At 35.1% G+C, this 24,102-nt stretch carries 16 protein-coding genes; 7 read left to right on the plus strand and 9 right to left on the minus strand.

Annotation, left to right across the window (positions count from 1 at the left end; genetic code table 11):
- Nucleotides 1–92: 92 nt before the first annotated feature.
- Nucleotides 93–1,196, minus strand: coding sequence for a DNA-processing protein DprA (dprA, locus tag DFQ06_RS10035; RefSeq protein ID WP_074936748.1), 1,104 nt, complete (start codon nt 1,194–1,196; stop codon nt 93–95).
- Nucleotides 1,197–1,300: 104 nt separating this feature from the next.
- Between dprA and DFQ06_RS10040 the strand changes: the two genes are divergently transcribed.
- From DFQ06_RS10040 to DFQ06_RS10050, 3 genes are all read left to right on the plus strand, one after another.
- On the plus strand, nt 1,301–2,236 hold the full coding sequence (locus DFQ06_RS10040; RefSeq protein ID WP_133967501.1) for an HU domain-containing protein: 936 nt from the start codon (nt 1,301–1,303) through the stop codon (nt 2,234–2,236).
- 75 nt (nt 2,237–2,311) lie between these two features.
- A complete protein-coding gene (locus DFQ06_RS10045; protein ID WP_074936743.1) occupies nt 2,312–2,821 on the plus strand; it encodes an acyl-CoA thioesterase in 510 nt (169 codons plus the stop codon).
- 133 nt (nt 2,822–2,954) lie between these two features.
- On the plus strand, nt 2,955–3,725 hold the full coding sequence (locus tag DFQ06_RS10050) for a UDP-2,3-diacylglucosamine diphosphatase (protein ID WP_133967503.1): 771 nt from the start codon (nt 2,955–2,957) through the stop codon (nt 3,723–3,725).
- Nucleotides 3,726–3,742: 17 nt separating this feature from the next.
- On the opposite strand, the gene DFQ06_RS10055 is transcribed toward DFQ06_RS10050, so the two are convergent.
- On the minus strand, nt 3,743–5,542 hold the full coding sequence (locus DFQ06_RS10055; protein WP_133967505.1) for a T9SS type B sorting domain-containing protein: 1,800 nt from the start codon (nt 5,540–5,542) through the stop codon (nt 3,743–3,745).
- Nucleotides 5,543–5,696: 154 nt separating this feature from the next.
- Here DFQ06_RS10055 and DFQ06_RS10060 point away from each other — a divergent pair, with 154 nt between their 5' ends.
- The 3 genes from DFQ06_RS10060 to DFQ06_RS10070 all read left to right on the plus strand — a co-directional run bounded on the left by DFQ06_RS10060 (nt 5,697) and on the right by DFQ06_RS10070 (nt 14,183).
- Nucleotides 5,697–5,999 carry an antibiotic biosynthesis monooxygenase family protein gene (locus DFQ06_RS10060; protein ID WP_042496082.1) on the plus strand — a complete coding sequence of 101 codons (303 nt, stop codon included), beginning with the start codon at nt 5,697–5,699 and terminating at the stop codon, nt 5,997–5,999.
- An 81-nt stretch (nt 6,000–6,080) separates the two neighbouring features.
- On the plus strand, nt 6,081–8,423 hold the full coding sequence (gene pbpC, locus DFQ06_RS10065) for a penicillin-binding protein 1C (RefSeq protein ID WP_394345341.1): 2,343 nt from the start codon (nt 6,081–6,083) through the stop codon (nt 8,421–8,423).
- Between the two features lie 246 nt (nt 8,424–8,669).
- Complete coding sequence (locus DFQ06_RS10070) at nt 8,670–14,183, plus strand: LamG-like jellyroll fold domain-containing protein (RefSeq protein ID WP_133967509.1); 5,514 nt, start codon at nt 8,670–8,672, stop codon at nt 14,181–14,183.
- Between the two features lie 491 nt (nt 14,184–14,674).
- Here the strand turns inward: DFQ06_RS10070 and DFQ06_RS19610 are convergent, their stop codons facing one another.
- The 4 genes from DFQ06_RS19610 to DFQ06_RS10085 form a co-directional block, all read right to left on the minus strand.
- A complete protein-coding gene (locus DFQ06_RS19610; protein ID WP_262480557.1) occupies nt 14,675–14,797 on the minus strand; it encodes a hypothetical protein in 123 nt (40 codons plus the stop codon).
- Nucleotides 14,798–14,962: 165 nt separating this feature from the next.
- Nucleotides 14,963–16,234 carry a serine--tRNA ligase gene (gene serS, locus DFQ06_RS10075; RefSeq protein WP_133967511.1) on the minus strand — a complete coding sequence of 424 codons (1,272 nt, stop codon included), beginning with the start codon at nt 16,232–16,234 and terminating at the stop codon, nt 14,963–14,965.
- 122 nt (nt 16,235–16,356) lie between these two features.
- Entirely contained in the window at nt 16,357–17,679 is a 1,323-nt protein-coding gene (locus tag DFQ06_RS10080) for an HTTM domain-containing protein (protein ID WP_133967513.1), read from the minus strand.
- On the minus strand, nt 17,672–18,604 hold the full coding sequence (locus tag DFQ06_RS10085; RefSeq protein ID WP_042502399.1) for a bifunctional riboflavin kinase/FAD synthetase: 933 nt from the start codon (nt 18,602–18,604) through the stop codon (nt 17,672–17,674). Before DFQ06_RS10085 ends, DFQ06_RS10080 begins: the two co-directional genes overlap by 8 nt.
- 220 nt (nt 18,605–18,824) lie before the next feature.
- Here DFQ06_RS10085 and DFQ06_RS10090 point away from each other — a divergent pair, with 220 nt between their 5' ends.
- Nucleotides 18,825–21,533: a zinc-dependent metalloprotease gene (locus DFQ06_RS10090; RefSeq protein WP_133967515.1), complete on the plus strand. Its 2,709-nt coding sequence runs from the start codon at nt 18,825–18,827 to the stop codon at nt 21,531–21,533.
- A gap of 9 nt (nt 21,534–21,542) precedes the next feature.
- Here the strand turns inward: DFQ06_RS10090 and pth are convergent, their stop codons facing one another.
- From pth to DFQ06_RS10105, 3 genes are all read right to left on the minus strand, one after another.
- The gene (pth, locus tag DFQ06_RS10095) at nt 21,543–22,109 is read right to left on the minus strand and encodes an aminoacyl-tRNA hydrolase (protein ID WP_133968012.1); all 567 of its coding nucleotides are present in this window, start codon (nt 22,107–22,109) and stop codon (nt 21,543–21,545) included.
- Nucleotides 22,110–22,424: 315 nt separating this feature from the next.
- Complete coding sequence (locus tag DFQ06_RS10100; protein WP_042496099.1) at nt 22,425–23,039, minus strand: 50S ribosomal protein L25/general stress protein Ctc; 615 nt, start codon at nt 23,037–23,039, stop codon at nt 22,425–22,427.
- Between the two features lie 56 nt (nt 23,040–23,095).
- Entirely contained in the window at nt 23,096–24,037 is a 942-nt protein-coding gene (locus DFQ06_RS10105) for a ribose-phosphate pyrophosphokinase (protein ID WP_042496101.1), read from the minus strand.
- Nucleotides 24,038–24,102: the final 65 nt, after the last annotated feature.

Below are 24,102 nucleotides of genomic sequence, written 5' to 3' on the forward strand. Positions count from 1 at the left end.
TTTAGTTTTTTAATGAAATGAGACCAAAAAGGCCTTAATTTTAATACTCGTTTTATATGATTAAATCGATTAACAGTAACAGCGGTTATGTTTTAAAGAATCTCAAACAATTTACCAGGTAGTGGTCGTACCACACCTTTCAACTCCATGTTTAACAAAATGCCGGCTACTTTAAAAATAGGCAAATTACAATTAATAGCTATAATATCTAACTGCTGTTTTTCGTTTTCTTTTAAATAATTATAAATCACTTTTTCGGTAGTGTCCAACTCTACAAACAATTGTTTTTGTATGGCTGGTTTTTGAGCATCTTGCAATTGCCAATTTAAAATATAGGGCACGTCTAAAGGGGTAGTGAGCATGTGTGCACGTTGCTGTTTAATTAAATTATTACAGCCCACACTTTGGCTATCAGTGGTACGGCCTGGTACTGCAAACACATCCCGATTATAAGAGTTCGCAATATCTGCGGTTACTAAACTCCCACCCTTTTCTGCCGATTCTATTACAATAGTTGCTTCACTTAAACCCGCGATAACACGATTTCTCTTTAAAAAATTATTTCTATCAAAATTATCAGTACTCCAAAAATCGGTAAAAAAGCCACCATTTTTCTCCATATCTACCATATACTTTTTATGTACTTTTGGGTAAATTTGATCCAGACCATGTGCCAAACATGCCACGGTTTGCAAACCATGTTTTATAGCTGCTTTATGTGCAGTAATATCGGTTCCATATGCAAAACCCGAAATAATAACCGGATTATATGGTTTAAGGGTTTCAACCAATTTTTCGCAAAAAGCAATACCATTAGTGGTAATTTTTCGAGCACCAACAATACTAATTAAGTGCTGCTTCTTTAAATCAATATTTCCAGATTGAAATAATAAAATTGGTCCATCAATACAGTGCTTTAGCTTTTCGGGATAATCTATATTCTCAAAATATGAGACTTTAATATTATTCTCTTCAATAAAGCGCATTTCCTTTTCAGCCTCTTTTAAATGATGTGGTTTAGCCAAACCTTCTAAAATAACCTGACCAACACCATCAATTTTAAGTAAATTTGTTCTCTTTTCTTTTAGAACAGCTTCCGCAGAACCACAATGAGAAATGAGTCTTTTTGCCGTAATATCTCCAATATTGGGCACATGTTGTAAGGCTAGAGCGTAAAGCAAGTCATTTTCTGTCATCGTAAAAGGCTTAATTTCAATCTACAATAAAAGAATTTTTAATCTGTTAATAAAAACATCACGATAAATTTTATCGAAAACTATAATTTTCTAACTTTGTATCTATGCAATTAGATACCTACATAAGCGACTTACTATATAGATATGAATGTGTTACTATCCCTGAGTTGGGTTCATTTTTAACACAAACTGTATCTGCAACGATAAACGAAACTACAAACGCGTTTTTTCCGCCAAAAAAAGTTTTATCTTTTAATGAGCAAATTCAGAAAAACGACGGTTTATTAGCGCATTATATTGCCGATGTAGATAAAATACCTTTCGAGGTTGCAAATAAAAAGATTGCAAAACTTGTTGCTGCTTTAAAAGATAATTTAAGCGATGGTAAAACCGTAAACTTCAAAAATATTGGGGACCTTGATTTTAATACTGAAGGTAAAATTACATTCGAGCCATCGTACCAATTAAATTATTTAACAGATGCTTTTGGATTATCTCAATTTGAATCGCCAGCAGTAACACGTGAGCTTTACAAAGAAGAAGCTGAACGCATTGAAAAAGTAATACCAATTACTGTTACTTCAGAAAAACGCAAAAGCAGACCATATTTAAAATATGCTGCAATAGCTGTAGTTGCTTTAACACTTGGAGGTTTAGTGGCTTCTAATTTTTATGTGAATCAAATTGAAACACATAACCAATTAGCACAACAAGAAGCAGAAAAGCAGTTAGACACTAAAATACAACAAGCTACTTTTAATTTAAATCCATTGCCAGCAATAACGCTAAACGTTTCTAAACAAACGGGTAACTTCCATATTGTAGCAGGTGCTTTTAGAGTAGAAGAAAATTGTGATACTACAGTAGCACAACTTAAAGCAGATGGTTTTAGTGCACGTAAAATTGGCACAAATAAATACGGTTTACACCAAGTTGTTTACGCTAGTTTTGAAACGCGTGCAGAAGCTAGAAAAGCTTTGCAAAACATTAAAACTTCGCACAATAAAGACGCTTGGTTACTTGTAAAAAAACTAGACTAGTAGTTTTTACAAAACCGCGGTTCTTTTACTCGCATAATTGTTAACTTTGCCACATCATAAACCTAATTATTTTTGATGCAAGTAAAAACACCTGAACAATCTAGAACTATAATGACAGATTTGGTTTTACCTAGTGAAACCAACCCGTTAAACAACTTATTTGGTGGCGAATTATTGGCCCGAATGGACCGCGCAGCCAGCATTGCAGCACGTAGACACTCACGTCGTATTGTGGTTACCGCATCGGTAAACCACGTTGCTTTTAACCGTGCCGTACCACTTGGTAGCGTAGTAACAGTAGAAGCTAAAGTATCTCGCGCCTTTAAAACCTCAATGGAAGTTTTTTTAGATGTTTGGATCGAAGATCGCGAATCTGGCGACCGCGCCAAAGCTAACGAAGCCATTTACACTTTTGTTGCCGTAGATGAAACTGGACGCCCAATCCCTGTGCCAGAAGTACAACCAGAAACCAAACTTGAAAAAGAACGTTTTGATGCAGCTTTGCGTCGTAAACAATTAAGTTTATTATTAGCTGGAAAAATAAAACCAAGCCAAGCCTCGGAACTTAAAGCTCTTTTTGACTAAAATCAAAAAACATCTGTATGTTCATCTTTTTATAATTAAGATGCGCATACAGAACACTTAAAGCTCAGAGAATCCGTTTACAGAGGATGATTGCAACAACACACATTCTTCCTAAAAAAGTTATATTTACAGCATGCAAATTCCAAAAGGAAAAAAAATATATTTCGCCTCAGACAATCATTTAGGAGCTCCAACAAAGGAAGCCTCTTATCCACGTGAAAAAAAATTCGTGGCTTGGCTAGATGAAATTAAGCATGATGCTGCTGTAATATTTTTGATGGGAGATTTATTCGATTTTTGGTTTGAATACAAAACAGTAGTCCCAAAAGGTTTTACAAGAACCTTAGGGAAACTTGCCGAAATATCAGACTCTGGAATACCGATCCATTATTTTGTGGGCAACCACGACCTTTGGATGGATGGCTATTTTCAAGAAGAACTTAACATACCAGTTTACCATAAACCCAAGGAGTTTGTTTTTAATAACAAAACCTTTTTTATTGGTCATGGCGACGGTTTAGGCCCATATGACAAGGGTTATAAGCGCATGAAAAAAGTGTTTACTAATCCGGTTTTTAAATGGTTATTCCGTTGGTTACACCCAGATATTGGCGTAGGAATTGCACAATACTTATCGGTTAAAAACAAACTTATTTCTGGCGACGACGATGCTACATTTTTAGGAGAAGAAAACGAATGGCTTGTACAATATGCCAAACGAAAACTAGAAGATAAACATCGTGATTACTTTATTTTTGGTCACCGACACTTACCAATGAATATTGATTTAGGTAACAACTCTAATTATTTAAATATTGGAGATTGGATTCAATATTTTACCTATGGTGTTTTTGATGGTGAACAACTTGAGCTGAAAACATACGAACTTAACACAGACAACTAAACAACTCTTGTTTTTTCTTATCGCTTTAAAGTAAAATGCCCTCTAAATTGTTGCGAATTAATTTCAACAACGTACCAATAGTCGTCTGTTTCAAGAAGCTTCCCTGCAAACAATCCATCCCATGAAAATGCAGCATTTTTAGAAAATTTTAAAAGCTTTCCATATCTATCGAAAATAGAAACTTGCGAGGTTTGGTAAAACTCAATGCCTTTTAAATCAAAATTATCATTTACGCCATCACCGTTTGGCGTGAAAAACTTAGGAATAAAAAAGTGAATAAAGTCCGCATAGACCAACGTATCACAATTTTGATGCTTCACATAAATAGTATAATTACCACCTTCAACATTAGTGAAAATTGGATTTGGCTGAAATATATTTCCGTTAATAGAATATAAAAAATCACCCGTATTTTCAGTGGTTATCACAATACTTTTCCCAACAGACTCTACAGATTTAATACGAGGTAAATCTATCCGCGCAAGCGTTATTGTTTTTGTTACTGTACAGGTTTCATTAGTAATATCTACGGTATAAATCCCGGCCTGATCTACCGTTATAAATTCACTTGTAACGCCCGTATTCCATAAAAACGTAGCTGTAGAAATATTCGTATCGGCATGTAATTCTATAGTTTCGGTTTCGCAAAACATCAAGGTTTCATCTTCAAAATCAGGAATTTCAGAAAAGGTAATTTGTACTGCTGTTCGTGTATTAGAGGTACAATTTCCTATTTCGGTTTCCGCCTCAGCGTAATATATTCCGCTGGTTGTAGCATTAAAAGTTCTACTATCTGCCTGTAATAAAGTTCCGCCAGTAGCCGCAGAATACCAATTTACGGTTACACCAGAAGGTACAGTAACACTTAGCGGTGTTGTATCATTTTCGCAAACCATAACGTCACCATTACTAGTTGGCGCATTAGGTTGCGGAATAATTTGAACTTCAAAAATATCGGAGGTAGAATTACATGAATCGTTAGCTAAATTAACAGCATCTTCGGCTACTTTAACCCTGTAAAATGTTGTATTAAAAAGCGGAGGTGTGGTATAATTATCGGTGTTTTCACCAACAACATCCACCCAAGTTGTACCGTCGCTACTTTCTTGCCATTGATAAAAATGCGAAGAAAAAATAGAAAAATCGGGTGTTACCTTTAACTCGGTCGAGAATGGCACATTATTTTCACAAACGGCAACATATGTTTCATTTAAAGTATCTTCTATAATAACGGTGTCTCCGCACGTTTTAAAAACAATATCGTCTATAGCTAAATCGTTACCACAACCACCAACACCATTATTCAACATTTTTAAAATAACAGCAGTTTGTCCAGGTTTAGATTGAAACACTAAAGCATATTGTCTCCAATCGGGACTAGATGTTCCAAAAATATCGCCAGTATCTCCACTTGCCAATAATTGGGTGTCGGTGCTATCCCAAATTTCGAACTTTACATTTATAGGTATTCCTGTACCACAACTATGGTTGGCGGGTAGTAAATTTATCATCCAAGACGAAAACTCATAGGTTGTGTTTTCACATAAACCACTAATGGCTGTTCTATAAAATTCACCAGAAGTGAAATCGGCATTAATTACTAGATTTCGGCCATTAGTATCGCCAGGTGTATGGTCGCCAATATTGTGCCAACCAAACCAGTTTGTACTGCTAGACAAGGTATAAGAGCCATCATTTGGTTGTCCGCTAGCAAAAGTATAACTTGTTGTTCCGGCAGGTAAAGGCGCATTGGTTGTACCCACTCCAAAGGTTTCAGTAAAAATAGGGTCGCCAGAATTACCACCACAAAACCCCAATTGAGCTTGGGCTTTTACAGCGAGTAAAAAAATAAATAATATTAGAATTTCTTTTTTAATGACTTTACTATTTTTCTTTATGCTTCGTATTTTAAATAATACGAATAGCTATATTAGTAAAAAAAATCGCTACAATTAACTAAATCTTCCTATAATGAACCATTTACCTTATTATTCGGTTATTTTTACATCAACTTTAAACGAAGATACCGAAGGCTACAACGCTATGGCCGAAAAAATGGAAGCCTTAGCTAAAGAACAAGATGGTTTTTTAGGCATAAATAGCGCTAGAAACCAAATTGGAATTACTGTAAGTTACTGGAAAAGTTTAGAAGCTATAAAAAACTGGAAAGCCCAAACGGACCATTTAGAAGCTCAACAAAAAGGAAAAAACAATTGGTATAGCTGGTACAATGTAAAAATTTGTAAGGTAGAACGCGAATACAGCTTTCGCTAATTCAGACTAAAATTCATCATAAAATTATGCAAATTTACATCTAAACAAACATGCTTAGAGTATATAATTTAAGTGATGATCATGTTAAACTACATAAAACAACATAAAGTAAAATCGGCAATAGTGGCGCTAATTCTAGTAGCCTACTATTTTTGTTTACCCAACCCACTATTTAAAGACCCTACAGCTACGGTAATTACGAGTTCGAACAACCAATTGCTTGGCGCGCAAATTGCAAAAGACGGACAATGGCGATTTCCGCATAACGATTCTATTCCTAATAAATTTAAAACCTGCATTGTTCAGTTTGAAGACGAATATTTCTATAAACATCCTGGTTTTAATCCTATATCAATTTTTAAAGCTTTAAAAGAAAATTTAAAATCTGGTGGTATAAAACGTGGCGGAAGTACTATTACGCAGCAAGTAATTCGCTTAGCGCGGAAAGGGAAAAGTAGAACCTATTTCGAAAAAATTATTGAAATTATATTGGCGACACGCCTAGAGTTATCTGCATCTAAAAATACCATTTTAACGCATTACGCTAGTAATGCCCCTTTCGGGGGAAATGTGGTTGGTCTCGATGCGGCATCGTGGCGGTATTTTAACCGAAATGCCAACAACCTCTCTTGGGCAGAAAGTGCAACATTAGCCGTTTTACCCAATGCGCCAAGTTTAATTTACCCAGGAAAAAACCAAGAACGTTTATTAAAAAAGCGAAATAGCTTATTAAAAAAACTTCTAGAAAACTCGAAAATAGACACACTTACTTACGAGCTTTCTGTTGCCGAAGGTTTACCACAAAAACCCTACCCGTTGCCACAAACCGCACCACACTTATTACAAAAAGTAGCACAAACACAAAGTGGAGCCCGCGTACAAACCACTATTGATATTAAATTACAAAACCGTATAAACTACATTGTAAAAAACCACTATAATAAATTAAGTCAAAACGAAATTTACAATGCTGCCGTTTTAGTTTTAGATGTAAAAACAAGGCAAGTTCTAGCCTATATTGGCAATACACCTACCGATAGAGCGCACCAAAAAGATGTCGACATCATTGATAAACCAAGAAGTACTGGTAGTATTTTAAAACCCTTTCTATACGCTGCCATGTTGGATTCTGGCGATTTACTGCCCAATACCTTAGTGGCCGATGTACCTACACAATATGGTAGTTATAATCCCGAAAACTACAATAAAACTTATGATGGTGCCGTACCAGCAAGTCGTGCTTTATCAAGGTCATTAAACGTACCAGCAGTAAGAATGTTGCAAGATTTTGGTTTAGATAGATTTTATCAATATTTAAAATTTCTAAAATTAAAAGATTTAAAATACGATGCTAACCACTACGGTTTATCGCTTATACTTGGTGGTGCAGAAAGTAACCTATGGGATTTATGTAAAAGTTACGCCGCACTATCTTCTACGTTAAATCATTTTTCTGAAAACTCGAGCACTTATTTTTCAAACGAATTTTGCGAACCTACTTTTTTAGCTTCAACTAAAATTAACTTCGGAAAGCAAACCACAGACAAAACGCTATTTGATGCCGCTTCTACCTACCTAACTTACCAAAGCCTAAAGGAAGTTAACCGACCAGAAAGTGACGAAAGTTGGGAGTTTTTTGATGGATCAAAACAAATTGCATGGAAAACAGGTACTAGTTTTGGTTTTCGAGATGCTTGGGCTATTGGTTCTACAAAAGATTACGTTGTAGGCGTTTGGGTTGGTAATGCCGATGGTGAAGGTCGCCCTGGTTTGGTTGGTGTACAAGCAGCTGCCCCAATAATGTTTGATGTTTTTGAAAGCTTACCTAACAGCGATTGGTTTCCAGAACCTTTTGATGAAATGAAAAAAGTAGCAATCTGTAAACAAAGTGGGCACCGTGCATCGCAATATTGTGATACTGCGGAAGAGAAATACATTCAGTTAGCAGGTTTAAAAACCAAACCTTGTCCATATCATGTTTTAATTCATTTAAATAAAGATGAAACTTATCAGGTAAATTCCTCGTGCGAAGACATTGGTAATATTACTCATAAATCTTGGTTTGTTTTACCTCCATTAATGAGCTATTACTACAAAACTAAAAACCCATTTTACAAACCATTACCTAAATTTAAGCCTGATTGTTTTGGCGAAAATGCCGTTTCTATAGAGTTTATTTACCCTAAAAAGAATAGCGTAATTTTTCTTCCTAAAGATTTTGATGGAAAAACAAACGATTTAATTTTAAAAATTGCACATTCTAAACCCGAACATATTGTCTATTGGTCGATAGACGAACAATATATGGGCAGTACTAAAGACATACACGAAATGTCAATTATTCCTACCGCGGGTCAGCATATTATTACTGTTGCAGACGAGCTCGGAAACCAACAAAAACAAGCCTTTACCATTAGTTTATAACTACTTACCGATGTTTTTGGTTCTATAACAAATTTATTATAAACTCTCTAAATTATATTTTATTCTTGCCAAGTATTTTGTGAACAATATTTCATTATATCGAAAGTTTCCCCAATAAATTTTCTGTTAATGTAAGCTTGTAAAAAAATACAGACAAACAATATGTGTTTTTGTGGACACTAAAAAAATTAAAACCACAACCCCCAAATATTAAAATAGCTCCCTCGCTACTAAAATAGTAAACTAATGAAACCAACCTACTTAATAGCCAACCTAGGCTCAATCCGTCTAAGGATTATTGTTTCTTTTATATTTTTGTATTCTTTTCAAGTGTTTTCTCAAACCACTATTGTTAAAAATGAGTTTGAAAATACAGATGACACTATTGTAATACGAAGTAATAGTTCTGGAGATTTTAAGTCTGCAACACCTACTCTCATGTCAGATGATTCTTGGGGCTATACAGCTTATGCGAACAATGGTTATATATATTATACAAACGACAAATTTATTTCTCCAGGGACAAGTTTAGCTCTAGAAGATTGGTGGACCGACACAGAATCTTTATCTTTTAATCAAATAGATATTACAAGTTATACAGATGTAGATTTCTCTATTGGCTATGCTTCTAACAATCTACTAAGCGCTAATGATAAATTAGATTTAATCTATTATATAGATGGAATTTCTACAAGAGTTACTTTAATACAAGGAGGTAACGGTGAAGTTAACTTTGGCTCTCCATCAAACAATGGTACTGGAGAAGCTAATACTTATACTTTAAATATTCCAGATACAGCATCAAACTTTAAATTTGAATTAGAATTAATTACAGATAATGGAGGGCATGAAGCTATATATATAGATGATGTGTTTTTAACGGCAGATTCAGGAACAACTTCTAGCAGTACTACATATTGTGTTCCTAGCAATATAGGAAACTGGAACACTTACTATATAACTAATGTTGATTTTGAAAACATTAATAACTCAACATCAGGAACCGGAGGTGCTTACACAAATTACCCTACAGAAATAGCCAATGTTAATGCAGGTTCTACTGTTGCAGGTGATGTAACTGTAATGCTGAATAATTATAATACAACAGCAAAGCTTTTTGTTTGGTTAGATTTTAACAAAAACGGAGACTTAGAAGATTCTGGTGAAGAATTTGAATTCGATGTTACAGGAATGAACAGCGTAACTGTACCTATTAGCATTGATATACCCTCTAGCATTGCCTCTGGAAATATTAAAATGCGAGTAGCATTAATTAGTGACCTTAGAACATCCAAATTATCCTGTGATATAAACTACGCTTCCGGAGAATTTGAAGATTACACCGTAATTGCACAAAACACTTCTCCAACCGAAGAAATTCAAGTATCAGGAAACAGTAATAATATTATTTCTGGTAGCACAACAACCTCTAGTGATAATTACACCAATTTTGGTGTTTACGATATTAATTCTGGAGCTATAACTAAAGATTATGTTATAGAAAACGTAGGTTCAGCAGATTTAATTTTACAAACACCATATGTAAGCACAACAGGCTCTACAGCTTTTACGGTGCAAACACAGCCAGCACAAACAACGTTAACGCCTGGTCAATCTACAACATTTACCATAGCTTTCGATCCAGATACCATAGGGTCTTCTAGTGCTGTAGTTTCCATATTATCGAATGATACAGATGAAAATCCATTTACTTTTGCCGTAGAAGGTGAAGGAGCACAAACCTTTCTCGATACTGATGGAGATGGTGTGGCTGATAATATTGATTTAGACGATGATAATGATGGATTACCAGACTTATACGAACAAACCTCTTGCGTAACAAACCCAATTGCTAATACTACCGACGTTATCTTTTTATTTGAAGATTTCGGAACGGGTACAGATAGAGGCACTATTGATGGTGTGGCATACTGCTGGGAAGATGGTTTTGGATCTTGCAATAGCTCTCCTGATTTAAATGATGGTGAATATACTGTATATTACCAAGCTGCAAATGGAGATGGCACAAACCAAACACCTAATGGAGAGGTTGCTAGTTGGGCCGATCAGGTTTGGTACCCTGGTTTAGATCACACACCTAGCGATACCAACGGAAGAATGGCTATGTTTAATGCCGAAGATGATCCTGGTGTTTTTTATGAAACAACTATTACAGGTGTTACTTCTAGTGTAGATATTACCTATGGTTTTTCTGCAATAAACTTAGATAGAGCAGATCTATCGAATGTAAATTCAAGACAAAAGCCTTCTGTTTTAATCGAAATTATAGATCCTACAGGCGCATTAATTACATCGACTTCAACAGGCTTAATCCCACCAACGTCCAATTATACAACTGGTGACTGGATTGATGTTAGTGCATCGTTTTCATCGCCTTACACTCAATTTACTGTTAGATTAACGAATGAGAGCCCAGGAGGATTAGGTAACGATTTAGCTATCGACGATATTTTTGTAAAACAAACATTGTGTGATTTAGATAGTGATGGAGTAGAAGATGCTGTAGACCTTGATAATGATGATGATGGTATACCTAACGTTGTAGAGCTTCAATTGCCAGACACAGATAAAGACGCAACTGTTAATAATGATTCTGGTATTAATACTTGGGTCGATATTAATAATAATGGATTAATGGATTTGTACGACCATCAAGATGCTGATGGAAGAAATCCAGGAGAGACTGGTTTTACAGGTTCTTTAGGAACTCCTATTGATTTAACCGATCCAAAATACGATAACGATGGTGACGGCGTTCCTGATTATTTAGACTTAGACTCTGATAACGATGGTATTTTTGACGCTGTTGAATATGATAATAAAGGAGATATTGATATTGATGGTGATGGAAATGGTGATGGACAAGACCGCCAAATATATGACACAAACGGAGATGCTATAGCTAATGATACTTTTGATGGTGATGGCATTTTATACATAGCCGATGGAAATGATACAGATACAGATAGTGCAGATCATGGAACGTCTACTTATGATACTCCTTTAGATTCTGATTCTGATGGCACACCAGATTATTTAGATATTGATAGTAATGATGCTAGTAATAACACTACAGACGGGAGCGATATAGACAACTTAGAAATTTACGCTTACCTAGACGCAGATAACGATGGTATTATCGATGGTGCTACCGATACAGATGGCGACGGCATACTTGATGCTTTCGATACAGACAATACGGTTTATGGCTCACCAAGAGACCTAAGTGACAGCTATACTCTTTTCTTCGATGGAAGAAATGACTATGTAGAAGATGATAATGTTCTTCCAAACGGAAATGGAACTATTATGGCTTGGGTTAAATCTGAAGGAAACAATTCATTAAACACCAGTAAAAGTGTAGCAGGGCAGAGTAATTTCTATTTAGTTATCAACTCAGATAACTCAGTTTCACTTATGCTAAATGGCTCAGCTGTTTTAACCTCAACAGATTTAATAACTAACGGTATTTGGGCACACGTTGCAGCAACTACAAGTGCTACCGAAACGGCATTATATGTTAACGGAGAACTACAAGGAACACCTTTAACAACGGGAAGCATCAATGCAGATACCTCTAACTTTACTATAGGAAAATCTTCAAATATAGACAGTAATTATTTCCATGGAGAACTAGACGAAGTTCGTGTTTTTAGCGAAGCACTTGGCGAGAAAGAAGTACAAAGAATGGTTTATCAAGAACTAAACGATTTTCAATCATTTAATCAAGGATCGATAATACCATTAGATATTAACGTATCAAATACTTTCAGCTCAACGTTAAAAAGGTATTTTAAAATGGATATCATAAAAAATGATATTTTAGATGATGCGACCACATTAACTATTGATGTTGGTTCTGGTGCCAGACTATATAATATCAAAGATATTTATTTTCAAACAGCGCCACTTCCATACGAAACAACACAACCTGGAGATTGGTCTGATAAAAACACTTGGTTACACGGAGATGTTTGGGATATAGCAGATGAAACTACTAATAAACCATGGTCTATTGTACATATTAAAAATAGCGTAGAAACCTCTGTAAACCACTCTACACTTGGTTTAATTGTAGATTCTGGTATCGAGTTAGAAATTAATGACAATGTTGAATTAAACAACAGTTGGTATTTAAACCTAGAGGGCACAATCGATCTTCAAGGTGAATCGCAATTAATACAAACAAACGAAAGTAAGTTAGTTGCAACAGGCGTAATAGAAAGAGACCAACAAGGTACAGAAAACCTATACACTTATAACTATTGGTCTTCACCAGTACATACCTCAAACCCAAATGCTGATATTGATGGAGATGAAACTTACACTGTTGCAAGTATTTTAAGAGATGGTGAAGATGCTAACAATCCCGGATCTATTAGTTTTGTAGGCGGTTATGATGGTAATAACACAACCTCTCCAATACAAATAGCAGACTACTGGATTTGGAAGTTTGACGATAAATCTTTTGATAATTACTACGCTTGGGAGCAAACAAAAAGCAACGGGACTCTTAAAGCCGGAGAAGGTTATACCATGAAAGGACCTGGAACTGGATCTGTATCAACAGATAAAAACTACGTATTCCAAGGTAAACCAAACAACGGTACAATAGCACTTCCTATTACTGCTGGCAATGCGTCTTTAGTAGGAAACCCATACCCTTCTGCTATTGATGCCCATGCTTTTATAAATGACAATCCACACTTAGACGGCACACTTTATTTCTGGGAACATTACGGAGGCAATTCTCATATATTAAAAAATTATGAAGGTGGTTACGCAACATACAATTATTCAGGAGGTGTTCCAACTATAGCAAAGGCAACACCAGATGCCGATGTAGCCCAAACTGGTTCATCAACGAAAACCCCTGCACGATATGTTCCAGTAGGTCAAGGATTTTTTGTTAAAGCAACATCAGGAGGAAATGTAACGTTTAATAATAACCAACGTATTTTCGAGACAGAAGCAAGCAGTACAACATCTTTATTCGTGAGAGGAACAGCCAAAAAAACTACAACAGCTGCAACAGACTCTAGCTTAGAAGATTTGCGTACCAAACTACGTTTAAACTATAACTCGCCCGACGGATACACGAGACAATTATTGACGACTATAGACGAAAACGCAACTTTACAAATTGACAGAGGTTACGATGCACCTTTAATTGAAGACAATGAAGAAGATATGTTCTGGACTATTGGCGACAACAGTTTTGTAATTCAAGGTATAGATGAAGCTTCTGAAACAACCGCATTACCACTTTCTGTAAAAACACAAACAGCTGGTGAAGTTGTAATTAGTTTAGCAGAGTTAAAATACCCTACGGACGGTTTTGAATTATACTTAAAAGATAATTTAACGCAAACGTATCACGATTTATTAGAAAACTCAAGCTACACCACTTCAGTTGAAGAAGGTATTACTGCTAATAGATTTGAAATTGTATTCGCTAAACCTACAAATACTTTAGGTATTTCAGATAATGAGATTACTCAAGACATTATTAGCATCTATTACGATCCTTCAGATGCTGCAATACATATAACCAACCCTGATAATTTTTCAATTGAAAACATCACAGGTACTAATATTTTAGGGCAAAACGTATTGAGCGAACTACTTAATTCTTCTGATAAAAATATAACCTTACCTGCTAATTTAACTTTAGGTGTTTATATTTTCACTATTGAAACAGACCATTCTACAATTACAAAAAAAATGATAATTAAGTAAAATACGCCTAACGAACATTAACTGACCAAGTCTAACGTGAAAAAAAAAGCTACTACCCCTATTTTTGGCATATTCCGGCATGGCCTTTTCTTAAAAACCTATAACGCCCTCATCTACAGCCATAACAGCTAGTACAGATTACGACAACTATGCAGGGAAAATAAGATTAAATCTAGATGATTCTGTACCTAGTATAACCCATACTAAACGGTGTGCAAAAGTCATGTTTATACTTACTGAAAACGGTATTGAGTTTTTTTTTAAAAATTCAATACTTTTAGAATTTATAACACTGAATATCTGTTAATACGAATTTGAGTATACCGCATAAAAATGCCCGAATAAAATTCGGGCATAACCAACCAAAAATAAAGTTCTATATTAACGTTTTGTCAAGTCAAAAACTAGATCATATTTAATTGGGGACAAGTTCAACATGATCTACATGCTGTTTGGGTTGATTAATTTTACGATTTTAAATAGTATAAAATCTACTCGTTTACTATTGCCGCAATTTTATTTTCAGTTTTTACTATTTCAAAATCAGAAAATAACACCTGGCTCGCTACAAAAGCAAGTGCGGCAAGTAATAAAATACGCATAAAATTTTTCATGATTGAGTAGGTTTTGGTAGATTGGTTATGCTAAAGTCAAAAATAATTTCGAAAAAGCAAAGAAAACCACAGAATATCCACACAAAAACTAACTTTTCATGTATTTCATCGATAAAATACAGTTAAAAAGTAGGAATTAACCTATTTTTCAACTATAACTTACTACTAATCAATTATTTTGAAACCTGTATAAGATTGAAGTACTTCAGGAATTACAATACCTTCTTCTGTTTGGTAATTTTCTAAAATACCTGCAAGAACTCTAGGCAAAGCTAATGAGCTTCCGTTTAAAGTATGTGCAAGTTCATTTTTACCTTCAGTATTTTTAAATCGAAGTTTTAATCGATTTGCTTGAAACGTTTCAAAATTCGATACAGACGAAATTTCTAACCAACGGTCTTGTGCTGTAGAAAACAATTCAAAATCGAAAGTTAACGCCGATGTAAAACCTAAATCCCCACCACAAAGTCTTAAAATTCTATAAGGTAATTTTAACTCTTGAAGAATACCCTTAACATGCTCTACCATGCCATCTAAAGCCTTATAAGAGTTTGATGGATGTTCTACACGTAAAATTTCAACTTTATCAAACTGGTGTAGTCTATTTAAACCACGAACATGAGCGCCATAACTACCAGCTTCACGTCTAAAACAAGGTGTATAACCTGTAATGCCGATAGGTAATTCACTTTCATCAAGAATGGTATCTCTAAAAATATTAGTTCCTGGCACCTCTGCTGTTGGAATTAGGTATAAGTTATCTTCTCCAACGTGGTACATTTGCCCTTCTTTATCTGGCAATTGGCCAGTTCCAAAACCAGAGGCTTCGTTCACTAAAAGTGGTAACTGATATTCTGTATATCCAGCTGCTGTATTTTTGTCTAAAAAGTAAGCAATTAAAGCACGTTGTAAACGCGCGCCTTTACCTTTGTATACTGGAAATCCTGCACCTGTAATTTTATTTCCAAGTTCAAAATCTATAATATCATATTTCTTAGCAAGCTCCCAATGTGGCAATGCACCATCGTGTAATACAGGAATTTCGCCTTCTTTAAAAATCTCTTCGTTATCATCTTCAGTACTTCCTTTAGGCACCGTTTCATTAGGTACATTAGGGATTTTATATAGTAATTGCGCTAAAGCTTCTACCGTAGTATTCAACGTATCACTAAATTCTTTTGAAGCCTCTTTTAGTTGGCTCGTTTTTTCTTTTAAAACATTTGCCTTTTGAGCCTGTCCGGATTTATACAAGTTTCCAATTTCTTTAGAAAGGGAATTCGATTCGGCTAGCGTATTGTCTAATTCCGTCTGGATGCGTTTACGATCTTCATCTAGCGCAATAACGTCGTTAATCATGCTGGTGGCGTCGATGTTTCTTTTTTCCAAACGACTAATAACCAAATCTTTGTTTTCTTTAATAAAAGGTACTTGTAACATGTGCTGAAAATTTAAGCAACAAATTTAGGGAATTGGGAATTATTTTGAGGGGTTAGTAGCAACGAATTTCACGAATAAGTTCTAATCTCTTATTCGTGACAATTAAAAGTAAACAGCGCCACTTACTTAGCTTGTAAATTGGAAGTTAAAATCCAATCATTATGTTTAAAAGCACTCCACCCTAAGCTTGCCAAATCAACTTTAGGATCTATAAAAAGTTGATATTTCCTGCCGTTTATGCTCACTTTAGAATTTACATAGACTGCAATGTCTTCACCTTTTTCGCGATATTCTTCTTTTAGTCGTTGTGCAAACTGCCACATAACATCGGGCTTAGTACTTGCCGATCGTTTTTGTTTTACGGTTAAATAATCGTTCAACTTAACAACAAATCGTTTTCCTGTTTTTTTATTTTCAACAACGTAAGAGGTACTGCCGTGCTTAACTCTTAGCATCATACGCCAAGATAATCGATGACCTTCTTCCGTCCAGAGCACATTGTCTTCAATAAAATGATGACGTAACGGTAATGCCACTTGAATTAAAAAATATACTGAAAACAAACCTATTAAAAACGTTTTTCTCTTCGGAAGAAATACAGCGCCTTGAACATATAAAGGCTTCTTTTTTAAAAATATGTTCCTAACCGTTTCAGCTTCAAAAAAGAAAAGGGAAAACGCTAAAGATAAAAAAGGAAAGATTCCGATTTGAAAAACAACCGCATTAAACAAATGAAAAAATATAGATGCAAAAAACATATACTTTCTTGTAGGCTTGAAAAGTAATAACGGAATTATTAATCCATCAAACAAAATACCTCCGTAGGCCAGAAAATAATGCACCGTTTTTTGTTGAAGCAATTCACCAACTAAAACAAAATTCTTTTTACCACGCATTAAAAGCTCAACAGCCGTAGTATCTAACCAATCGGGATAAAATTTAGCAACCGATGCGTAAGTGTAAACAATAAGTAGTTGCAGTATAAAAACCAACTTACACCACTGTGGCATTGAAAAACTCTTAATACTACTATTTTGGTTAGCATCTATGGAAGCATAGGCATTTGCGGGCATAAAAACCATAATACTACTAAGCAACATTAATAAATAATAATGGTTATTGTATGATGATTTTTGCATTAAATATGTAGCCGACCACATAAACGTAAAGGCTATAATACTAAAACGGTATTTATAACCTAGCATAACGCCCAAGGCAAAAATCCCCATGATGCCGTAATAAAAATACATGCCGTTTCCGGGAAGCGGTTGCAACCACTCGAAACCAATAAATGAAAATGTAAATTTTGGTTCTACTAAGGTTTTAGTAATCCAACCAGTAAATATGGCGCCAACCGATTCTAAAAAACATAGTAATCCAAACACAATACGAAATACAACAAGTGCCGAATTATCTATATGTTTAAACAACCAATTATTAACCATGTAGCTTTTGAATATAGTCGCGTGTAAAAATTTTATCTTTTGAAAGTTGTGTTTTTAAAGCCTCAACCGATTCGAATTTTTCTTCATCTCGAATACGCTCTAATAAATTAATTTGAAGAGTTTTATCATAAAGATCGGCATCAAAATCTAAAAAATGAACTTCAATAGTTTGCTTGCTCCCATTAACTGTTGGGTTCACACCTATATTCATCATACCATAAACCAACTGGTTATTAATTGTAGCATTTACTATATATGCACCTTGTTTTGGTATCAACTTATAATCTTCTTCAATTTTAATATTTGCTGTAGGATAATCGAGTTGCTTCCCCAAACCTTTGCCTTTTACTACACTTCCATTTAGCATAAATGGATAACCTAAATAACTATTGGCTTTGGCAATATCTCCATCTATTAAAGCAGTTCTAATTTTTGTAGAACTCACGGAAACATCGTCTATATCTTGAGCCGAAATTTCTTCAACCTCAAAACCAAAGCGCTCTCCAAAAGCTTTTAAATCGTTAATATCCGCATTTCTATTTCTGCCAAATCGATGATCGTAACCAATAATTACTTTTTTAGCATGCAACTTATCGACCAGTATTTGTTTTACAAAATCTTCTGCCGAAAGGCGAGAAAAATCCATTGTAAATTTTTTAACCAATAAATAATCTAAACCTAAAGCCTCCAAAATATCATGGCGCTCATCGATTGTATTTATAAGTTTAATGTTAGAATCTTTTTGCAACACCATACGCGGATGTGGAAAAAAGGTAAGAACCACAGATTTTAATCCTTGTAAATTTCCAGCATTAATTAACCGCTTTACTATTTTTTGATGCCCAATATGCACACCATCAAAGGTACCAATGGTTACAATGGTATCGTGGTTTTCTATGGCATTTGCAGAATTACTTAACTTCAACGTATCAATTTTGCACAAATTTACTTATTAAGTCTGTATTAAACCATTAAAGAAAGCGACTATTTTAAATTAGAAACCAAAGTTGTTCATTTAAAAAACAGGTTAAAAGGTAAGGTTTATCGTAATAAACAGAAATATTTAAGTTTCATTCAAAGATTTTTTTGTTATTCCTAACTTAACGACCTATTTTTATTGTCTATGCTTTTTTAAATTTATAAGAATGAAACATTTATACCCTAAATCGATATTATTTTTATTAGTATTTTTTTTCTTTTCTAATTTTGGAAATAGCCAAAATGGGCGAGATTTATGGGGAAAAACAGCTCAAAGTAAATCGGCTAACTCAAAAAAACTAGCACGAAAATCTACTCCCAAAAAAGCGTTAGAATACAGTTTAAATATTGAGGGACTAAAATCTTATTTAAAAAATGCGCCACAACGTGAAACTCAAACCACATCTGATGTTATTTTAAGTTTCCCTGTTTCCAACGGGAATTTTGAGGAGTTTAAAATACAAGAAGCTTCTGTTTTACACCCAGATCTTCAGGCAAAAATGCCAGACTCTAGAAGTTATATTGGAAAAAGTATTGAAAATCCAGAAAACACGATTCGTTTTAGTATAACTCCACAAGGTTTACACACGATGCTTATGTCTGCCGGTCAAAGCACCCAATATATAGACCCCATAAGTTATGGTGAAAACAACTATTTAGTATATAGCAAAAGTGATTTACCACAATTAGAAGATCACTTTTCTTGTGAAGTTATTAGCAAAGAGATTGCCGGAAAATCTGCAGGAACCAAAGCAACCGCAGTGGCTTTAAATGATGGATTTATTAGAACTTACCGTATAGCAATTGCGAGCACTATTGAATATTCTGAATTTCATTGGACGGCAGCAGGTTTAACTTCTAGCGACACTGAGGCTGATAAAAAAAATGCCGTAATGGATGCCATGATTGTAACCATGACAAGAGTTAACGGTATTTACGAAAGAGAACTATCTGTTACCATGGAGTTTGTAGCAGATAATATGGACCTTATTTTCATAGATTCAGATTCATTTTCTAATGATGATGCAGAAAATTTAATAGATGAAAGCCAAACGGAAATAGACGCTATTATAGGTAACGGAAATTATGATGTTGGTCATACATTTAGCACTGGTGGTGGTGGTTTAGCTCAGTTAGGTTCTGTTTGTGTATCTAGCAGAAAAGCAAAAGGTATTACGGGGTCATCATCGCCTCTAGGCGATGCGTACGATATTGATTATGTAGCACATGAGCTAGGACATCAATTTGGAGCACCCCACACATTTAACAGTATCCAAAATCTATGTGCCGATGGCAACCGTAGTGCTACTAGCGCGTACGAAACCGGGAGCGGAACAACCATAATGGCTTATGCTGGACTTTGTGCTCCAGACAACATTCAAGCAAACAGTGACGATTATTTTCATATTAATAGCTTACAACTTATCTGGGATCATATAAACAGTACTAATGGTTCCTGCGCAACGGAAACTGCAAGCGGAAATACCCAGCCAGAAGCTATTGTAGATGGAACAAGTTACACGATACCACAATCTACACCATATAAACTTTCTGGATCATCAACAGATGCCGATGGCATAGCTTCACACACCTACACTTGGGAACAATATGACTTAGGAAACTCAGGCTTACCATACTCAACTAATACTACAGGCCCTTTAGTTCGCTCATATCAAGGTACAACAAACTCTACGCGATACATTCCTAACTTAAAAGATTTATCTTATTTTAACGGTTCTACAACTTGGGAAAAATTAGCTTCCGTAGACCGCGATATAAATTTTAAATTAATAGTAAGAGATAACGAAGAATATGGCCGAATAGCAACCGCAGACATGACTGTAACAACCGTTGCTGCTGCTGGACCTTTTGTTGTTACATCACAAAACACCTCTGGTATAAGCTGGACACAAAATACTACGCAAACCATTACTTGGGATGTAGCAGGAACAGATAGTAATGGCGTAAACACCGCAAAAGTAAACATTCTTTTATCTACCGATGGAGGATTAACATACCCAACTACATTAGCATCTATCGTGGATAACGATGGATCGGAAGATATAACGGTACCAAACGTAACAGCACAAAACTGTAGAATAATGATTGAGGCAGACGGCAACATCTTTTTTGCGATAAACACCGAAGATTTTGCTATTGGCTACACAATAACTAAAACTTGTACGCAGTATAGCGCATCGCCAAACGCGAGCATTCCTGATAATGCAACAGCTTTTGAATATAGTACTATTAATATAAGTCCATCTACAACTATAACAGATATTAATGTGGGTGTCGACATTACACACACTTATAAAGGAGATCTACAACTAGGTTTAATAAGCCCTACCAATCAATTTATTGATTTAATAAAACCACTGTTTTGTACTACAGGAAGTTTAATTATTCAGTTTGATGATAACACAACTGCTATGGACTGTAATAATACAGTAAGTAATGAAAGCTATCAACCTTTAGGAAGCCTTTCTGATTTTAATGGTGAAGACTCTTCTGGAATTTGGACACTTGCTTATGCCGATTTAGCCGATGGTGATACCGGAGTTTTAAACTCTTGGTTTATTGAAATTTGCGAAACCACTTTAGTACCGCTAAGCGTTACTTCTTTCACGCTAGATGAACTTAAAGTATTCCCTAATCCAAATAATGGTGAATTCACGCTTAAGTTAGCTGCAGTATCACAAGAGGTTAATGTTGAAGTCTATGATATTCGCGGACGTAGAATTTACGAACAAGCCTTTGATGGCAATGGAGGCGTTAATGAGAACATTAATTTAAACCATGTACAATCGGGTATGTATATTTTAAATGTTACCGATGGCTTTAAACAAGCCACCAGAAAAATTATTGTAAAATAAATAACTAATTTACTTACCGTTAAAATTATTCATGGTATTGCTCATTCCTGCTAAACCGAAAGATTTAATAAGCTCTACCGATTTTGTTAAACGCTCTTTCATAGTTTTGTTTTCCTCTTCGCTCCACTCGCCAAGAACATAATCGATTTGCTTGCCTTTACTAAAGGCATCGCTAATACCAAAACGGAATCTATTATATTTTGTCGTGTTTAGCGTGCTTTGGATATCTTTTAACCCGTTGTGGCCACCATCGCTACCTTTTGCTTTTACACGAATGCTACCAAAGGGTAAATTAAGGTCGTCGGTAATTACTAATAGATTTTCTAAAGGAATTTTTTCTTTGGTAAGCCAATATTGTACCGCTTTACCACTTAAATTCATGTAGGTACTTGGCTTTAGTAAAATAAAGGTGCGTCCTTTTAACTTATAAGTTGCAAGGTCTCCTAATTTCTGCGTGGTAAAGGTTAAATCTTCTTGAGCTGCTAAGTAATCTAATACTTTAAAACCAATATTATGGCGGGTATTTGCATACTCTGCCCCAATGTTTCCTAAACCAACTATTAAATATTTTTTCATAGGATTTTGCGCTTCTTTGTTATTTTCTTTTCTAAATATTTTTAATAAAAATTGCCGCATTTTATTGTTTTCTTTTAAACAAACACAACCAATACACACCTAACTTATCGTGCCTAACTATTGTTGATAAGTTTGCCTTTGCGTTAGGGATTGCAGTGAAAAGCCCACAGCTTTACCAATGGTAATTGGTGGAGCGAGGACTTGCAGCGTAAAGCCCGACCCTTTTCGGGTAACGCCCAAATTATTATTTTGTGTAAAAATAAAAAAGCATCCTGAATTAACAGAATGCTTTTTGTATTTTGAAGTGAATATGTTCTATTCTTGAGCCGCTTCTGCTGCTGGAGCTTCTGCACCTTCTTCTTCTTCGTCATCTTCAACAACTGCTGTTCTAGAAGTTTTAATTTGACATACAACTGTGTTATCAGTATGTAAGAAAGTATATTTTTCGTTTGCTAATTCGCTAACAGCAACTTTATCACCAATTTTTAATGGAGTAATATCTACTTCAATAAAATCAGGAAGGTTTGCTGGAAGTGCTTTAACACGTAATTTACGGTTGTTTCTACGTAAGATACCACCATTTTTAACACCTTTCGAGTTTCCTACTAAGTTTACAGGAATATCTAAAGCGATTTCTTTGTCTTCGAATAACTGGTAGAAATCTACGTGTAAAATTCTGTCTGTTACTGGGTGAAATTGAATGTCTTGTAGTACTGCACTAAAAGTTTCACCACCTTCTAAATTAATCACAACTGTATGCGCATTAGGCGTGTATACTAGTTTTGAGAAGGCTAATTCTGCTGCTGCAAAATGTACTGGTTTGTCTCCTCCGTATAATACGCAAGGAACCTGACCAGCATTACGTAAGGCTTTAGCTGCTTTTTTGCCCACGCTTTCTCTTTGAGATCCGTTGATTGTAATTGATTTCATTTTTAATATATATATTTAATTAATACTCTAATTTGTGTTTTCCTTTTCAGGAAAAATCACATTACAAAACTTGAACTAATAGACGTATTGTTGTGTACCTTATCCATAACCTGAGCAAATAAATCTGCGCAACTTAATACACGAATTTTATCGCTTAATGGTTTTACCGGAATAGAATCGGTTACAATAAGTTCTTCTAATTTTGAGTTTTCTAATTTCTTGTATGCATCACCAGATAAAATTGGGTGTGTACAAATAGCTCTAACGCTTAATGCGCCACGCTCCATCATTAAATCGGCTGCTTTTGCTAGTGTTCCGGCTGTATCAACCATATCATCTACCAACACAACGTTTTTACCTGTTACGTCACCAATAAGTTCCATGTGTGAAATTACATTGGCTTTTGCGCGTTGTTTATAACAAATTACTACATCACTTTTTAACGCTTTAGAATAGGCATAAGCTCTTTTAGATCCTCCCATATCAGGCGATGCAATGGTTAAATTTGGTAAATTTAAACTGCGTAAGTATGGTAAAAAGATAGTAGATGCAAAAAGGTGATCTACTGGCTTTTCGAAAAACCCTTGTATTTGATCAGCATGTAAATCCATAGTGATTATACGTGTTGCACCTGCTGCTTCTAACATTTTCGCTACCAATTTTGCCGCAATTGGCACTCTTGGCTTGTCTTTTCTGTCTTGTCTTGCCCAACCAAAGTATGGTAAAACGGCTGTAATGTGTCTTGCTGATGCTCGTTTTGCAGCATCAATCATTAACAACATTTCCATTAAATTTTCTGGACCAGGGTTTGTTGAACCTATGATGAAAATACGTGCTCCACGTATAGACTCCTCGTAAGACGGCTGGAATTCTCCATCGCTATAAGTTGAGGTAATTACTTTACCTAGTTTAGCTCCGTATGCTTTAGCGATTTTCTCGCCAAGGACTTTACTTTGAGTACACGCAAAAATTTTAGCTTCTGTTACTACTATGGGCATGGTTAATGTGTTGTTTTATAGGGATAAAAACATCTCTTGTTTTAAACAAGCTGCAAATTTATGGA

Source organism: Algibacter lectus (genome assembly GCF_004368925.1).
GTDB lineage: Bacteria > Bacteroidota > Bacteroidia > Flavobacteriales > Flavobacteriaceae > Algibacter > Algibacter lectus.

Bases quoted from the DNA above. Each gene is read 5' to 3' on its own strand.
- dprA (WP_074936748.1), bottom strand. From the start codon at position 1,196: ATGACAGAAAATGACTTGCTTTACGCTCTAGCCTTACAACATGTGCCC.
- pth (WP_133968012.1), bottom strand. From the start codon at position 22,109: ATGAAAAAATATTTAATAGTTGGTTTAGGAAACATTGGGGCAGAGTAT.
- DFQ06_RS10090 (WP_133967515.1), top strand. From the start codon at position 18,825: ATGAAACATTTATACCCTAAATCGATATTATTTTTATTAGTATTTTTT.
- DFQ06_RS10045 (WP_074936743.1), top strand. From the start codon at position 2,312: ATGCAAGTAAAAACACCTGAACAATCTAGAACTATAATGACAGATTTG.
- pbpC (WP_394345341.1), top strand. From the start codon at position 6,081: ATGTTAAACTACATAAAACAACATAAAGTAAAATCGGCAATAGTGGCG.
- DFQ06_RS10070 (WP_133967509.1), top strand. From the start codon at position 8,670: ATGAAACCAACCTACTTAATAGCCAACCTAGGCTCAATCCGTCTAAGG.
- DFQ06_RS10080 (WP_133967513.1), bottom strand. From the start codon at position 17,679: ATGGTTAATAATTGGTTGTTTAAACATATAGATAATTCGGCACTTGTT.
- DFQ06_RS19610 (WP_262480557.1), bottom strand. From the start codon at position 14,797: ATGAAAAATTTTATGCGTATTTTATTACTTGCCGCACTTGCTTTTGTA.
- serS (WP_133967511.1), bottom strand. From the start codon at position 16,234: ATGTTACAAGTACCTTTTATTAAAGAAAACAAAGATTTGGTTATTAGT.
- DFQ06_RS10040 (WP_133967501.1), top strand. From the start codon at position 1,301: ATGCAATTAGATACCTACATAAGCGACTTACTATATAGATATGAATGT.
- DFQ06_RS10100 (WP_042496099.1), bottom strand. From the start codon at position 23,039: ATGAAATCAATTACAATCAACGGATCTCAAAGAGAAAGCGTGGGCAAA.
- DFQ06_RS10105 (WP_042496101.1), bottom strand. From the start codon at position 24,037: ATGCCCATAGTAGTAACAGAAGCTAAAATTTTTGCGTGTACTCAAAGT.
- DFQ06_RS10050 (WP_133967503.1), top strand. From the start codon at position 2,955: ATGCAAATTCCAAAAGGAAAAAAAATATATTTCGCCTCAGACAATCAT.
- DFQ06_RS10060 (WP_042496082.1), top strand. From the start codon at position 5,697: ATGAACCATTTACCTTATTATTCGGTTATTTTTACATCAACTTTAAAC.